Source organism: Cobetia sp. UCD-24C (assembly GCF_001306765.1).
Lineage (GTDB): Bacteria > Pseudomonadota > Gammaproteobacteria > Pseudomonadales > Halomonadaceae > Cobetia > Cobetia amphilecti.
This window is the reverse complement of the sequence record NZ_LJTD01000003.1, coordinates 341,899-355,483: the sequence shown is the minus strand read 5'-3', so window position 1 is coordinate 355,483 and position 13,585 is coordinate 341,899. Positions and strand designations below refer to the sequence as shown.

General features: G+C 63.3%; 13 protein-coding genes. 2 read left to right on the top strand and 11 right to left on the bottom strand.

Features of this window, described 5'->3' with window-relative positions; translation table 11 throughout:
* The first annotated feature begins 187 nt into the window (after nt 1-187).
* Both AOG28_RS05695 and AOG28_RS17620 read left to right on the top strand, forming a co-directional pair.
* Nucleotides 188-544 carry a RidA family protein gene (locus AOG28_RS05695; protein WP_043331456.1) on the top strand — a complete coding sequence of 119 codons (357 nt, stop codon included), beginning with the start codon at nt 188-190 and terminating at the stop codon, nt 542-544.
* A 691-nt stretch (nt 545-1,235) separates the two neighbouring features.
* Nucleotides 1,236-2,147, top strand: a complete 912-nt coding sequence (locus AOG28_RS17620) for a Kiwa anti-phage protein KwaB-like domain-containing protein (protein WP_082388332.1) — start codon at nt 1,236-1,238, stop codon at nt 2,145-2,147.
* A gap of 27 nt (nt 2,148-2,174) precedes the next feature.
* Here AOG28_RS17620 and AOG28_RS18115 read toward each other — a convergent pair whose 3' ends face one another.
* The 11 genes from AOG28_RS18115 to AOG28_RS05645 all read right to left on the bottom strand — a co-directional run bounded on the left by AOG28_RS18115 (nt 2,175) and on the right by AOG28_RS05645 (nt 13,541).
* Nucleotides 2,175-3,071 (bottom strand): 4'-phosphopantetheinyl transferase family protein, encoded by an 897-nt coding sequence (locus AOG28_RS18115; RefSeq protein WP_152965340.1) that lies wholly within the window; start codon nt 3,069-3,071, stop codon nt 2,175-2,177.
* A 9-nt stretch (nt 3,072-3,080) separates the two neighbouring features.
* Nucleotides 3,081-3,620 carry a heavy metal-binding domain-containing protein gene (locus AOG28_RS05690; protein WP_235506954.1) on the bottom strand — a complete coding sequence of 180 codons (540 nt, stop codon included), beginning with the start codon at nt 3,618-3,620 and terminating at the stop codon, nt 3,081-3,083.
* A gap of 214 nt (nt 3,621-3,834) precedes the next feature.
* A complete protein-coding gene (locus tag AOG28_RS05685; RefSeq protein WP_054555607.1) occupies nt 3,835-5,094 on the bottom strand; it encodes a beta-ketoacyl-ACP synthase in 1,260 nt (419 codons plus the stop codon).
* Complete coding sequence (gene fabG, locus AOG28_RS05680) at nt 5,094-5,867, bottom strand: 3-oxoacyl-ACP reductase FabG (RefSeq protein ID WP_054555606.1); 774 nt, start codon at nt 5,865-5,867, stop codon at nt 5,094-5,096. Before fabG ends, AOG28_RS05685 begins: the two co-directional genes overlap by 1 nt.
* Nucleotides 5,867-6,475: an ApeP family dehydratase gene (locus AOG28_RS05675; protein ID WP_200906739.1), complete on the bottom strand. Its 609-nt coding sequence runs from the start codon at nt 6,473-6,475 to the stop codon at nt 5,867-5,869. The genes fabG and AOG28_RS05675 overlap by 1 nt, the downstream gene beginning before the upstream one ends.
* Nucleotides 6,469-7,788 carry a beta-ketoacyl-ACP synthase gene (locus AOG28_RS05670; RefSeq protein ID WP_082388330.1) on the bottom strand — a complete coding sequence of 440 codons (1,320 nt, stop codon included), beginning with the start codon at nt 7,786-7,788 and terminating at the stop codon, nt 6,469-6,471. Before AOG28_RS05670 ends, AOG28_RS05675 begins: the two co-directional genes overlap by 7 nt.
* Nucleotides 7,781-8,533, bottom strand: a complete 753-nt coding sequence (locus AOG28_RS05665; RefSeq protein ID WP_082388328.1) for a DUF3261 domain-containing protein — start codon at nt 8,531-8,533, stop codon at nt 7,781-7,783. Before AOG28_RS05665 ends, AOG28_RS05670 begins: the two co-directional genes overlap by 8 nt.
* 9 nt (nt 8,534-8,542) lie before the next feature.
* On the bottom strand, nt 8,543-9,934 hold the full coding sequence (locus AOG28_RS05660) for an NAD(P)/FAD-dependent oxidoreductase (protein WP_082388326.1): 1,392 nt from the start codon (nt 9,932-9,934) through the stop codon (nt 8,543-8,545).
* Between the two features lie 84 nt (nt 9,935-10,018).
* Nucleotides 10,019-12,451 (bottom strand): MMPL family transporter, encoded by a 2,433-nt coding sequence (locus AOG28_RS05655; protein WP_054555604.1) that lies wholly within the window; start codon nt 12,449-12,451, stop codon nt 10,019-10,021.
* Nucleotides 12,448-13,044, bottom strand: coding sequence for a LolA family protein (locus AOG28_RS05650; protein ID WP_054555603.1), 597 nt, complete (start codon nt 13,042-13,044; stop codon nt 12,448-12,450). Before AOG28_RS05650 ends, AOG28_RS05655 begins: the two co-directional genes overlap by 4 nt.
* Nucleotides 13,044-13,541, bottom strand: coding sequence for an acyl-CoA thioesterase (locus tag AOG28_RS05645; RefSeq protein WP_054555746.1), 498 nt, complete (start codon nt 13,539-13,541; stop codon nt 13,044-13,046). The genes AOG28_RS05650 and AOG28_RS05645 overlap by 1 nt, the downstream gene beginning before the upstream one ends.
* Between the last annotated feature and the right edge of the window lie 44 nt (nt 13,542-13,585).

Sequence of the window (13,585 nt, the reverse complement as noted above, 5' to 3'; positions counted from 1 at the left end):
CCATAACTGAAACCACAGGTTCTTCTGGTACAGGGTAATACTCTCCGCAGGTCGCGTTGCGCCGCTCGCGCGAATCTGGAACGCTGAAGGACTGACCTCACCCTGCTTCGCCAGCGGTCTTTTCTGTATCAGCGCCGCTGGGGGCATTTTTCCACTACCCAAGAAGAACAGCACAAGGACACTCTCGATGAACATCCAACGCCATGACACCAAGCCGCGCATGAGCCGCGCCGTGATCCACAACAACACCATCTACCTGTGTGGCCAGGTCGCCGGTCCGGACCATCGCTTCGGGAATATCACGGACCAGGCCAACAGCATGCTCGCGCGTGTCGATGCGCTGCTGGAAGAAGTCGGCACCGACCGCGAGCACCTGCTCTCCGCCACCGTCTATCTCAAGACAATGGACGACTTCAAGACCTTCAACGACATCTGGGACACCTGGGTACCACAAGGCCACGCCCCCGCCCGCGCCTGTGTACAAGCCGCCATGGCCAGCCCGGAACTGCTGTGTGAAATTACCGTGGTCGCCGCCGTTAAGTAACTCGCAGTATGGTTTTTCTAAGCCCGTCAGAGTTTTCTCTGGCGGGCTTTTATATGGTAAATTAGAGTTTGTTTTAAAATGACGCCTCATGCCTAGAATGGTGGACTTTAATGCAATTTAGAGTTTTTTCAGCTTTTCTTGTTTTTATAGGCTCATATCTTCCATTGGCTATAATACTGGCTGTGCAGGATATACCCGTAAATTGGTGGGCGCGTTCTTTATGTAATGTGAGAGATATAACTACGTGTACCTTTAACCCATTTTCTAACCCATGGCTTTCTGTGTCATTTGTAGTCATTACTAGCCTCTCTGTACTGCTATCAGTCATGGTTTTCAGAAGAATATCTTACCCATTTAATATCGAGGTGAAAGCGTTTAAGGAAGTGCCGAACGACATTATAAATTATGTCTTTCCATATGTGGTATCTTTCATGGGTATAAGCTATGACGTACCCAATAAACTTATTGGGTTTTTAGTATTCCTTTCTTGGATGTTTGCCATTACTTATAAGTCAGGACAAGTTCTAATGAATCCATTGTTGCTGATATTAGGGTGGAAAGTATATGAGCTAGAAATTTTAATAAATAATGAGAAGAGAGTCGTTAAGGCTCTCAGTAAGGGAAGTGTACAGTTGAGTAATTATTCAGCGCAGAAAGTGCAGGGATTTTATATTATAAGGAGCTGCGGGGGATGAGTGATTTTAATGTTTTGAGAAACTTTGATTTTCAGAATGCCACTGCTCACTTGTGGGTATTTAAACAAAGTAAAAGTAGTGTTGCCTATAAAGCATGCTACGTGCAAACCTCGGATGATCTTGCAGATAGTATAAAAGAATTCGCTAATGATAATGTTGAAAAGGTGACTGAAGTACAAGCTTATACATATTTAGCAGAGAATAATGAATGTAGTTGTTTGAGTATTGATAAGGTTAATACCAGGTTTCCCTTGTTAGAGGCGGTAGTAGACCGAGTTGAGGATGAGCATAAGATTGATGATCGTCGAGAGCTAAAAAACTCTAAAGGCTATGTCGTCAAGTTCGATAATAATGCAGGCGTTAGAGTCTATGGCGTTAGGCGTTCTACATCTAGCTGGAAGACTGCATATAATAATAAGTTCATTAATATAATATTTCAAAGAGGAGAGCTGTCTGCTATAGAAGACGATACTTTTAGTATAAACAAGGATTTTGATTTTTTTGTGGTAAATGATTCTGTTTTTATGCTGAATAAACGGGGGTTTGAGACACTTTTGCAGCACAGGGAAGCCTATGCAAAAGCATTTGATGACCTACAGCAAAGTCAAAGCTTTAATTCTCTATTTACTACTATGGAGCCAATTGTAAATTATGTTGGTAGTAATTCAATGCACCTCAGAAGAATGGCTGTAGTAGAGAACAAAGCTATATATAGTCAGCCGGGCTTTTTAACTAAGTTGCGAGAGGTTAGCGATGCTAAAGGGTGGGGGATGAATTTTGATGAAGCAGGTCAGATAATACCATGTGAAGATACAGCTAAATTAATAGTCCAGGTATTGCTCGATCATCGACTACAAAGTCTGCTTACAAATACAACTTATGATGTGCCAGATGCTGTAGCTGTGTAATTATTAATTTTTCAGCTGCTTTTGATGTTATTGGGTTGATAAGTGAGTTATGCAATTTTTTACTGACGCCTCATATCTCACCCACTCTCGATAAAATACGTCCAGTCGTTCTGTCTCGCTGAGGTGTGATGCTTCAGCGAGGCGTTCGCGTGCGTCTGTAGGCAGCATGGCGATGCGGGCGTCGAGGTCGTGGGCGTGGCGGGGGTTGTGGTATTCGAGGTCCAGCCCGAGCGGGGCGGTGGCGAGGCCGACGAGTACATGGCCGTGGCGGTGGGCGATGGAGACGTGAAAGCCTGCCGGTAGCGCAGGGTGATGGGGTGCCTGGCCACGCGGCGACCAGTCGGCCAGTGGTAGCGCAATGCCTTGGGCAGCGGCGAGTTCGCCAAGCAGAAGGCGGGCGAGGTGCGATTCGGCTTCACGTTGCTGGCGACGGCGGGCCTTGGCAGATGACACGGGGGTGTCCGCGTTATCCACATCCGGCTGGCGTGCGTGCAGCGAGCGATGGCTTGAGGCTTCAGTGGAGGGGCTGGCAGAGGAATTAGCCGAATCAGCACAGGATGCTGGCAGCACACAGGCCTCGGCCAGCCACAGGCGGGCTGGCCGAGAGGATGATGCAGAGCAGTGATTCGGCAAGACACGGGCAGCGCCACCAGTCGCAGATGCCAGTGAAGCGGCGAGGGCGTGGGGATCATGCGAGATCAGCGGCTCGGAGCTTGGCGGCTCGTTGTTAAGCAAGCCAGTGCTAAGCGAACCAGCGCTCAGCGAGCCCGTGCTCGGCGAAGCGGAGCCATCCGCTGCAGCATGCCCCAGCACCACGCAGCGGTAGGCGGGGTGATCGGTCGGGCGCACCGCAGGCTCGATTGCCGAGTTATCCTCAACCGGCTCGCTTGTCTCGCTTATTCCACTGCCTTGCCTGGCTGTCATGATGGCGAATCAGTTCTTCGGATGCAGGATCACCAGATCCCCACGCAACGCGACGCCCGCGACGATATTGCCCGCATGGCACTCGTACTTCTCGCTGCTGGAGTAGGGCACCTTGTCATAGTCGCTGCGAATGTTGATGACCGCATTGGCCCCGTATTCGCGCGCCTTTTCCTGCAGCTCACGCAGCGCCGACAGGAACACCCAGCGACAGGCTTCCGCATCGCTCTTGTTGGTGGCGTTGGTCTTCGGGTTCACCCGCGCCCAGCCGCGCTTCTCGATCCGCTCGTAGGGCTGCTTGTCACCGAAGAAGAAGGCCACGTCCTTGCCCAGTCGCTGACTGGCCGCGGTGCTGGCCATCACCGGCATGATCGGCAGGAAGTGCTGCGTGTCCCGCGCCACCGCCGGCGCGGAGGCCACAAGCCCCGCAGAGCCGAGCAGCAGCGCAGATACCAGAGTCAGCACACGCGAAGCGCGACCCGAGTGAGCGCGCGTGGCAGGTGCCGCGGAACGTTTCGAGGATGCGAGCGACTGAGCAGAACATGACGCCATCTGAGACCTCTCCTAACAGGGTGATTGACTGGCGCGACGCCAGTGAATATCGCCGTCAGCCAGCCAGGGGCGTGAGCCAATCACACCATAGACCATGCAGCGGGCGCGTATCTTGCGCCAGATCCGACCCGCTGCAAAGTCGTACGTTGGCGACACCCTGCAAAGGCGTCAGCGCGAAGCGTGGTGACTGGCGCCAGATCAGATTGCCAGTGACTCACTCACCCTGCCAGCGACGCAGAATCAGCGAGGTATTGATGCCACCGAAGGCGAAGTTGTTGCTCATCACTGTGTCCGTCTCGATCTCGCGGCCTGCGCCGGTGAGATAGTCGAGCTGCGCACAGCGTGGGTCGAGACTGGTGAGATTGGCGGTACCGTGGAACCAGCCATCGCGCATCATCTCGATGGCGATCCAGGCCTCCAGCGCGCCACAGGCGCCCAGGGTATGGCCGGTGTAACTCTTGAAGGCGCTGATCGGCGTGGAATCGCCAAACACCGCATGGGTGGCGTGGCTCTCGGCGATATCGCCGCGCTCGGTGGCGGTGCCATGGGCGCTGACATAGCCGATCTCTGAGGCCTCGACACCGGCATCCTCCAGCGCCATGCGCATCGCGGCCTCCATCATGTTGGCGTCCGGCTGGGTGACGTGACGGCCATCGGAGTTGGTGCCGAAGCCGAGAATCTCGGCGTGGATGGTCGCGCCGCGCGCCAGGGCGTGCTCCAGCTCTTCCAGAATCAGCGTGCCGGCGCCTTCACCGATCACCAGGCCATCACGTTCGGCATCGAAGGGCCGCGGTGACAGGTCCGGGCGCTCATTGCAGGTACTGGTGGCGAACAGGGTATCGAACACGGCGGCATCGGCGGCGGACAGCTCCTCGCAGCCACCGGCGACCATCGCGGTCTGGCGGCCGAAGCGGATCGCCTCATAGGCGTAACCGATGCCCTGACTGCCTGAGGTGCAGGCGCTGGAGGTGGTGTGGATTCGCCCCTTGATGCCGAGGAAGACGCCGATATTGACCGGCGCGGTGTGCGCCATCATGCGGATATAGGAGTTGGCGCTGAGCCCGTCGGTAGAGTGGTTGATCAGCATGTTGCCGAAGTCGGCCACCGCGTCCGGCTCACCGGCCGAGGCACCGTAGGCGATGCCCATCTGGCCGCTCGCCTTGAGCGGGCTGTCACTCAGGCCAGCCGCTTCCAGCGCCAGCTCGCTGGAGCGGGTTGCCAGCTGCGCCACACGGCCCATGCTGCGCAGCGCGCGACGGTTGTAGTGACTGGGCAGCTCGAAATCGTTGACCGGCGCGCCGAGGCGGGTGTTGAGGCCGTCGTACTTGTCCCAGTCCTCGATATAGCGGATGCCGGTGCGCCCGGCGGCCAGGTTGGCGCGCAGGGTCGGCCAGTCATTGCCGATGGGCGAGAAGCCATGCATGCCGGTGACCACGACACGTCTGCCGCGCAGTGCGTGAGAGGAAGTCGTCATCAGAACATCCCCCCGTTCACCGCGATGGTCTGGCGGGTGATGTAGCCGGCGTCCTTCGAGCACAGGAAAGCCACGGTGGCGGCGACTTCCTCGGCTTCCCCCGCGCGACGCATGGGAATCATCTTCAGCGCATCTTCCATCTCGACGCCTTCGGTCATCTCGGTGGCGATGACGCCCGGTGCGACGGCATTGACGGTGATACGGCGCTTGGCCAGCTCCACCGCCAGCGCCTTGACCGCGCCGATCAACCCCGCCTTGGCGGCGGAATAGTTGACCTGCCCCCGATTGCCCATCATGCCCGACACCGAGGACATCACGATGATGCGCCCCGGCTTGCGGCGGCGTACCAGCGGCATGGAAAGCGGCTTGATGACGTTGTAGAAGCCATCGAGGTTGGTGCGGATCACGCTGTCCCAGTCTTCATCGGTGAGCGCCGGGAAGGCGTTGTCGGCATGGATACCGGCATTGCAGACCACCCCGTAGTAGCAGCCGTGGGCCTCGATATCGGCTTCCAGTGCACTGCGTGCGGCCTCACGGTCGGCGACATCGAAGCTCAGGATGCGCGATTCGCCGCCCAGGGCGCTGATCTCGCGCGCGACTTCCTCGGCGGCGTCACGGCGCGAGCGACAATGCAGCACCAGGTTGTAGCCTTCGCGGGCCAGACGCAGCGCGATGGCGCGGCCGATACCACGGCTGGAGCCGGTGACCAGAATCCACTCGCGCGCTTCAGGGGCGGCGGTGGCAGTTTCAGTAGCGGGGGGTGTGACAGACATCAGACATTACCTTGCGATGAGGCACCGGCAGCATCCTGCTGTCCGGGTGAGGATTCTTGTGCGGTCTCTTGGGTAGACGCCGCGGAGGGCAGCGCCTCGGGCGCCGGCTCGAAGACATTGACGCCGGCACGCGCGACAGTGGCGCCGTGCTCGTCGCTGATGGTGGCCTCGAAGGCGCCCAGACCGTTGTCGGCGCGATAGTCGAGCTGAACATGAATCTGCCAGCGACAATCGCAGGAAAAGGCGGCGACTTCGCTCTCATAGCGGCGACTCCCGAGCAGAAAGCCGACCCGTGGCGGCTGGCCGCTGCGCGCGGCCTGCAGGCCCGACCAGGCGGCGATGGCCTGCGCCATCCACTCAAGCCCGACCCAGGCGGGAATCACGGCCTGGCCGTCGGCGTCCGGCTCGGCGAACAGATTGTCTGGCGTCGGGGTGATGTCGGCGCTCAGCGAATGCTCGTCACAGCGCAGCACGCTATCCAGCAGACACATGCCCGCATCATGGGGCACATAGGGGCCGATGGCACAGGGCATGGCGGGATAGCGCGCCTCACGGGGCTGCACCTCAGCGCCAGCAGGGGAAACTGAGTCGGTGCTCGGGGTCAGCATGCAGAGGACTCCGGGTCGGTGGTGTGGCGCTCCAGCACCAGCGAGATGTTGTTGCCGCCGAAGGCGAAGGCATTGCTCATCACCCGCAGCGGCGGGGTCTCGGGGCGGTCACGATAGACGATGTTGAGCGCAGGCAGCGCCGGGTCCAGCGCTTCACGCGGCGTGGCATGCGGCGGCAGGCGGCCATGTTCCAGCGCCAGCCAGCAGAAGGCGGCTTCCAGTGCCCCGCAGGCCCCCAGCGTATGGCCGGTGAGTGCCTTGGTCGAGCTGACGGCGGGCAGACGGGGCTCGTCGGTATCAGCACCGGCATCAGAACCGGCAACTGTACCGAACAGGCGGCTGATGGCGAGGCTTTCCATCGCATCATTCAGCGGCGTGGCGGTGCCGTGCAGGTTGATGTAGTCGATCTCGCCGGGGGCGCGGCCGGCACTGGCGAGCGCGCCGCGCATGGCGGCCTCGGCGCCGCTGCCATCGGGGCAGGGCGCGGAAATATGGTGGGCATCGCTGGATTCACCGACGCCGGTCAGCTGTACGCCGCCGCGCTCCGGCGTGACCACGAACAGCACCGCGGCCTCGCCCAGATTGATGCCATCGCGCTCGGCCCCCAGCGGCTGGCTCTGCTTGCGGCTGACGGCCTCCAGACTCATGAACCCTTTCACCGTCATGTGGCACAGGCTGTCGGCGCCACCGGCGATCACCGCATCGCACTGGCCGGAGGCCAGCAGACGACGTGCACTGGCCAGGGCCTTGGCGCTGGAGGTGCAGGCGGTGGAGAGGGTGTAGATCGGCCCACGCGCGCCGCTCAGCCAGGCGACACACTCGGCGGGTGCGCCCAGTTCCTGACGACGATATTCAAAGCTTTGCGGCCAGCTGTCGGCGCTCGGCGTGCCCTGGGCGACGGCGGCGCGCTGGGCGTCCATCGCGGCTTCCGTTTCCCCGATGCCGGAGGTGCTGGTGCCGAGCACCACGCCGATGCGCTCCGGCGCGATGCCCTGGCGCTTGAGGGCTTCAAGCTCCGGTGCCAGCTGCTCCAGCGCGGTGGCCAGCAGGCGGTTGTTGCGTGAGCGCAGCGGGGCCGGCCAGTCGCTGTCATCCACCAGCCGCGCGGTGACGCGCCCCAGTGACAGCGGCGTGCCGGGGCTGAAGTCATCACTGACACGCAGGCCACGGCTGGCGCTGAACAGCGCACTGCTGATCAGGCCGTGGTCTGCGCCCAGCGGACAGACGATGCCGGGGCGTGACAGGCGACAGGCGTTGCCAGTGTCGCGGCCCTTGGGGGTAGCGGTGGCCACGGTTGCAACAGATTCAGTCATGCGCGGGAGCTTCCGGTGAGTCGTCAGGGGCGTTCTGTGTGCTGGGCGCTGCCAGCGGTTCCAGCGTCAGCTGCATGTCGGCTGCCGGGTCGCGCAGGGTCACGCGGCCGCTGGCATCGCGGGTCAGTTCGGCGATGGTGACACCATCTTGCGTGATGATGCGCTGCGCGGGCTGGCGACCTTGTTGCCAGTCGCCGCGTTGTACCAGCTGCCAGCCTGTGTTCGCAAAGGCGGTATCGATCGCTCCCTGCGGCCAGTGCACCCAGGCGATACGCCGCGCCAGCCAGTCGGCGCTGAAGGGCAGCTTCTCGAGCACCTCGGGGCGTGCCTTCTCGAAACGGCTGCCGTCGGCGTCATGCACCAGCGTCAGCAGGCGTTGGCCCTGAACGCTGAGCATGACCAGCCGCATGGCCTCGGGCGATTGGCGCAGCACGCCGATGAGAGGCGGCAGGTTGTGCTCCTGCGCACTCTCGTCAGCCTCGGCCCTGGCACTGGCATCAACATTGGCAACACGCTGTGCGCTGTCATCACTCTCTATACGCGCCACACGCAGAATCAGACGTTGGGTACTGGTCTGCTCGAGATTCGCAAGCGCCGGCATCGGGCTGGCAGCCTCCAGCGGCTTTGGGGCGAGCAGGCTGCAGCCGCTCAACAGCAGCGTGGCGGCCACGGTGAGGCTGGCCAGCCTGAGGCGGCTGCGCAGCCCAGTAGAATCAGCGTGAGAGGCGAAAGACATGTTTTTCATGACGCTACTTTACCTGTTCTCGCCGACGCTTGCTGCGCGGCCGAAGGCGCTGAGGCCAGCGACCGAGTCGCTTTCCTGCACCGCGTCAGGCGCGAGTGTCTGCTCGGGCGCGGTCAGTCTGGCAAGGGCCGTCAGGCGGCGGCGACTGGCGCTGACGAAGGGGTTGGCCGTGTCCCAGGCGTAACCGGCGAGCACCGCGCTGATCATCTGGCGAATCCGCGCATGCGGCTCGGGATGATAGATGATGTCGGCCAGACGGCTGTCGTACCAGGCGGTGACGAATTCGCGGAAGACCTCGATGCCACGGCGCAGCGGCTGCTCGTATTCGCTGGCCCAGTCCGGGCGCTGCTCATCACGGGTCGCGGTCAGTTCGCGCGCGACCAGCGGCGCGGCGCGCAGGGCGGATTCCAGCGCGATGGTCACGCCGGAGGAGAACACCGGGTCCAGAAACTCGCCGGCATTGCCGAGCAGCGCATAGCCCGGGCCGTGCAGGCGGCTGACATCGGCGCTGTAACCGCCCAGCGACTGCACGGCATTGGCGGGAGTGGCATCGCGCAGCAGCTCCGCCAGGCGCGGTTCTTCCATCACCCACTGCCACAGGCGTGTCTGCACATCGTCCTCGGCGGCAGGCTCGATCAGCTCCCGAGGGCCGACCACGCCCAGCGAGGCGCGGCCATTGGCGAAGGGAATCAGCCAGTACCAGACATCCGGATGCCCCGGGTGCGAGGCGATCAGGATAGTGTCGCGACGATAGCCCTCGGCGGGCGGCGCGAGGTCGGCGATGCCATCGTGGACATGGCCGAACAGCGCCATGCGCGGCTCCAGACGCGGGTCACGCTCAAGCGCCTCGAGCCGTGCCAGCACGCGGCCATAGCCGCTGGCATCCAGCACGAAGGCGGCCTGAAGCTCGCGGCCATCGGCCAGCGTGAGACGCGGCCCCTGAGCATGGCCAGCGGTGTCACTCTGCGTGGGGCGAGCGGGAGTGAAACCCGTGACGGTGACGCCGAATTCGACCTCGGCCCCCGCCGCCCGGGCGCCTTCGATCAAGCGCTGGTCAAAGTCGGCGCGCTCCACCTGCCAGGTGGTGCCGGGGCCGTCACTGAACTTGTCGCGGAAGTCGATCACGCGATGCTCGCCGCGGCGGGTGAAGGCCGCACCGGTCTTGCGCTGATAGCCACCGGCGGCGGCGGCCTCCATCAAGCCGCAGGCCTCCAGATGCTGCATGCAGCGCGGCAGCAGGCTCTCGCCGATGGAGAAGCGCGGGAAGTGGCTGCGCTCCAGTACGCGCACGGCGTGGCCGGCGCGCGCCAGCCAGGCCGCCGCCGCCGCCCCGGCAGGTCCGGCGCCGATGATGATGACTTCCTTGCGTGGTGGGTTGCTGCTGCGATCTGCCGATTCCATGGCATCGTCCCCTGTCGTTGTCGTTATGTGTTCATGACGGCATTCGTGTTCCCGCCTCCGTCTGGCCCGCGTGACGAGATCGCCTCAACTGCGGGCGAAGGGCACCAGGCACCAGGTGGCCGTCAGCCCCAGCAGGCAGGCCAGCCCCAGTGCGGCCAATGCCGGTGTCTGACTGAAACTCAACAATCCGAAGGCTAGCAGGCTGGAGGCACATGACAGCGAGATCGCCAGCAGACTGGCCTGCGAGGCGCGGCTGGCGGTGGCCTCTGCGTTGCCTTGTTCGGTTTTGTCATTCGCTCTTCGCGCGGGATTACCTTTCTCTGCGCTGCGCGCAGGGTGCTCGGCACAGAAGATCCCTGCATCGAGGCCAATCCCCAGTACCAGCAGCAGGCCCAGCAGGTGGAAGAGGTTGAGGCCGACGCCAGCCAGCGTCAGGGCCGACAGCGTCAGTACCAGCCCGCCCAGCGGCGGCAGCAGGGCGCGCCAGGTGCTGCGGCGATAGCGCAGCGCCAGCAGCAGGCTGATCACCACCACCGCAGCACTGACCAGCCAGGCCATCTCGCTGCGAATCCTGCCCAGCGTCGTCGAGAGCCTGGCGACCTGATCGACATACTCGAGGCTGTCGTCATCCGCGGCGAGGCGCGCAAGCGCTGCGCTGCCCTCAGCCGTGACATCGCCGAAGCGTACGATGCCGATGGCGGCGCTGCGTGAGTCGAGCCACAGTCGCTGGCCCATCTCGCCGGCGGGCAGCGCGACCCAGTCCGCCGGGCGCAGCGGATGGGCGTCTGCGATGGCCTGCTCGGCACGCGCGACCAGCTCGGGCGGCAAGCCTGCGGTGCTCAGCACCTGGGGCAGCTGGGTGCGGGTGCGCTCACGCATGGCGCCGAGATTGGCCTGCTGCTGTTCAAGTGTCGGCAGTTGCTGAGCGAGGCTCGCCCAGTGGCCCAACTGCTGGCGTGCATTCAGTTGCTGGAAGGTGTCTTCCAGCGCATGCAGGCGCGTGAGCAGGGCGGCGTCTGTCTCGGCCTGCACGATCAGGTAGCGCAGGCCGTCCGGTTCGGCGAGCAGGCGCTGGACCTCGCGTTGCTCGCTGATGAGAGACGCAGGCGAGGGGTTGAGCTGCGTGAGGCGGTCATCGCTGCGCAGTCCGTAGAGGCTTGCCAGCGCGGCCAGCAGCAGCAGACCCAGTGCCTGCCAGCTGCGCTTGCCGGGAATGGCGCGCGCCAGACATCCTGCGGCGCGGGCGGCGGGGGAGTCCTCGCGGGTGGCCTGCGCCGGCAGTGGCAGTTGCGGCAGCCATAGGCGCACGCTCAGCCAGGCACCGATCAAGCCGAGCGCCGCGAACATGCCCATCTGGCGCAGGCCGGGCATCGGCGTCAGGGTGATGGCCAGATAGGCGGCGAGACTGGAGCACAGCCCCAGCGTCAGGCCCGGCCACAGCGCGGCGAGCCCGCCACGGCCATTCGTCGCCAGACGGCGCATGCACTCCAGATGCAGTACGTAATCGATGGAGATGCCGATCAGGCTGGCGCCGAAGGCCAGCGTCAGCACATGCAGGCTGCCGAAGGCCCACCAGGTCAGCGGCAGCGCGAACAGCACGCCGGTGGCCACCGGCACCAGCAGCAATGGCAGCCGCCGCGGGGTGCGGAACACCGCCCACAGCAACAGCAGCACGCCGATCAGCGAGCCGAGCCCGATGGTCGACATCTCCTGCTTGGCCTGCTGCGCGCCGTTGCTGGCATGGAAGACCAGTCCGGAGCGCAGCAGCCGAATGTCGGGATAGTCGGCCTTCACGCCATTCACGGCCTGCTCCAGCGCCTGCTGGTCACTCATCGCGTAGGCGCTGCCCGTCAGGGTGGCGCTGATCAGGCGATAGCCGCTACCGCCTTCTTCGCTGTTCTGCTCGTCACTGTCCTGTTCGTTACTGACTGAGCCAGCGGAAGCCGGCGCACGCAGCAACAGCTGGCCGCCGGACAGCGACAGGTTGGCGGGCGTCAGCCAGCTCTGCCAGGCGCCGGCGAGTCCGAAGGGGTCGCGGATCAGGTCGCGCTGGCCGCCGGGCTGGAACAGCTGTCTGAGGGCGCGCGCTTGCCAGTCATCGTCACTCAGGCCTGCAAGCGACGGGGCGATCAGGGCCGGCTGGACCTCTGCCGGTAGGCGCAGGCTTTCGAGGCTCTTGCCGTCATCCAGCCTCGCGATGGGTGCGAGCGCCTGACGCAGCGCCTGGGCGGCGGCGTCACGCTGCTTGCGTGCGGCGGCGCTGGCATCGCGACTGCCGACCAGAATCACCAGCCGGTTGGCGGTGTCATCCAGCGATTCGGCGCGCGCCGCCAGCGGGCTGCGTTCCTGCTCTGGCAGCATGGCGGTGATGCGGGTATCGATCGCCCCACGCCAGGGGCTCTGCGGGACGATCTTCGCGGCCAGCAGCAGCGCGCACAGCAGCAGGGCGGCGGCCCACAGCCAGCGCCAGACGGCGCGATCCAGCCCCTTGCGCGGCTCACGGCTGGGCGATGTCATCGCTCGCAGTGACCGCCGGCGGTGAGCGTCAGCTCAAGGCGGTCACCGTCGCCGCTGTCGAGATTCACGTGTTCCAGCCAGCTGCCACCGTCGATCTCGAGACGCTCGATGGCCTCGGCCAGACGGGCATCGTTGGGCGTCAGGCTGGCCTGCCAGTCATCCGGCGTACCCGTCAACGTGAGGGAGAAGTGCTCCTCCAGCGCCTGCCAGTCGCCGTGGAAGAAGCTGATCAGCAGCTCCGCCATCGCCTGCTGGTCGGCCGGCAGCGGCTCGCCATTCGGGCCTTCGCTGGCATCGGGGCGCATCTCGAGACGGTCTTCAATCGGTGAAGTGGTTTCCCACACCAGGCCTTCGGGCGCGTTCGGGTCCCCGATCAGACGGAAATGACCCCGGCTCTCGAGCTCTGCACCGACATCCTCGAGCCAGCGCGTCTGCTGAAAATCACCGCAGACTGGCGCGGTGCGCGCCAGCTGTTGCGTCAGGGCGCGGGCGTCGAAACTGGCGTCTGAGTCGCTGGTCTCGGATGCGTTGGCCCAGGAGGCACCGGCAGTCAGCAGCAGGACAGTGGCGGCAATGGCAAGGCGCGAAGTCATCACGGCGTTCCTTGTGTTTCTGAAGGGGAGGCAGGCGAATCACTGGTGTGTGTCAGCGCTTGTTCGGCCTGCCAGGCGGCCAGCTGCTCGCTGAGCGCGGCGGGCGAGGCCAGCAGCATCTCGCCATCTTCCAGCCCGACCGCGACCTGCACGCTGTAGCCACGGGTCAGGCGCTTGCCGCTCTCGACATCGCGGATCACGTAGTCGAGCTTGAGGCGGTTTTCCCACTCGCGCAGCCGCGCGGTGACGGCGATGCGCTGACCGAAGCGCGCCGGGCCGGCATAGCGCAGGCGCAGGTCGATCACCGGCCAGGCGTAGCCGGAATCGCGCATCTGCGGGTAGTTGTAGTCGAGCATGTCGAGCAGCTTGCAGCGGGCGATCTCGAGATAGCGCACGTAATGGCCGTGCCAGGCGACTTCCATCATGTCGACGTCGTGGAAGGGCACTTCCATCTCTACCGTGGCGGTCGGCATCGGGGTGTCTGTGGGCTGATTCATGGCTTGTTTCTCGCTCAAGGCTTTTTCCTCGCTCAAGGCTGCCC

Bases quoted from the DNA above. Each gene is read 5' to 3' on its own strand.
- AOG28_RS05695 (WP_043331456.1), top strand. From the start codon at position 188: ATGAACATCCAACGCCATGACACCAAGCCGCGCATGAGCCGCGCCGTG.
- AOG28_RS17620 (WP_082388332.1), top strand. From the start codon at position 1,236: ATGAGTGATTTTAATGTTTTGAGAAACTTTGATTTTCAGAATGCCACT.
- AOG28_RS18115 (WP_152965340.1), bottom strand. From the start codon at position 3,071: ATGACAGCCAGGCAAGGCAGTGGAATAAGCGAGACAAGCGAGCCGGTT.
- AOG28_RS05690 (WP_235506954.1), bottom strand. From the start codon at position 3,620: ATGGCGTCATGTTCTGCTCAGTCGCTCGCATCCTCGAAACGTTCCGCG.
- AOG28_RS05685 (WP_054555607.1), bottom strand. From the start codon at position 5,094: ATGACGACTTCCTCTCACGCACTGCGCGGCAGACGTGTCGTGGTCACC.
- fabG (WP_054555606.1), bottom strand. From the start codon at position 5,867: ATGTCTGTCACACCCCCCGCTACTGAAACTGCCACCGCCGCCCCTGAA.
- AOG28_RS05675 (WP_200906739.1), bottom strand. From the start codon at position 6,475: ATGCTGACCCCGAGCACCGACTCAGTTTCCCCTGCTGGCGCTGAGGTG.
- AOG28_RS05670 (WP_082388330.1), bottom strand. From the start codon at position 7,788: ATGACTGAATCTGTTGCAACCGTGGCCACCGCTACCCCCAAGGGCCGC.
- AOG28_RS05665 (WP_082388328.1), bottom strand. From the start codon at position 8,533: ATGAAAAACATGTCTTTCGCCTCTCACGCTGATTCTACTGGGCTGCGC.
- AOG28_RS05660 (WP_082388326.1), bottom strand. From the start codon at position 9,934: ATGGAATCGGCAGATCGCAGCAGCAACCCACCACGCAAGGAAGTCATC.
- AOG28_RS05655 (WP_054555604.1), bottom strand. From the start codon at position 12,451: ATGACATCGCCCAGCCGTGAGCCGCGCAAGGGGCTGGATCGCGCCGTC.
- AOG28_RS05650 (WP_054555603.1), bottom strand. From the start codon at position 13,044: ATGACTTCGCGCCTTGCCATTGCCGCCACTGTCCTGCTGCTGACTGCC.
- AOG28_RS05645 (WP_054555746.1), bottom strand. From the start codon at position 13,541: ATGAATCAGCCCACAGACACCCCGATGCCGACCGCCACGGTAGAGATG.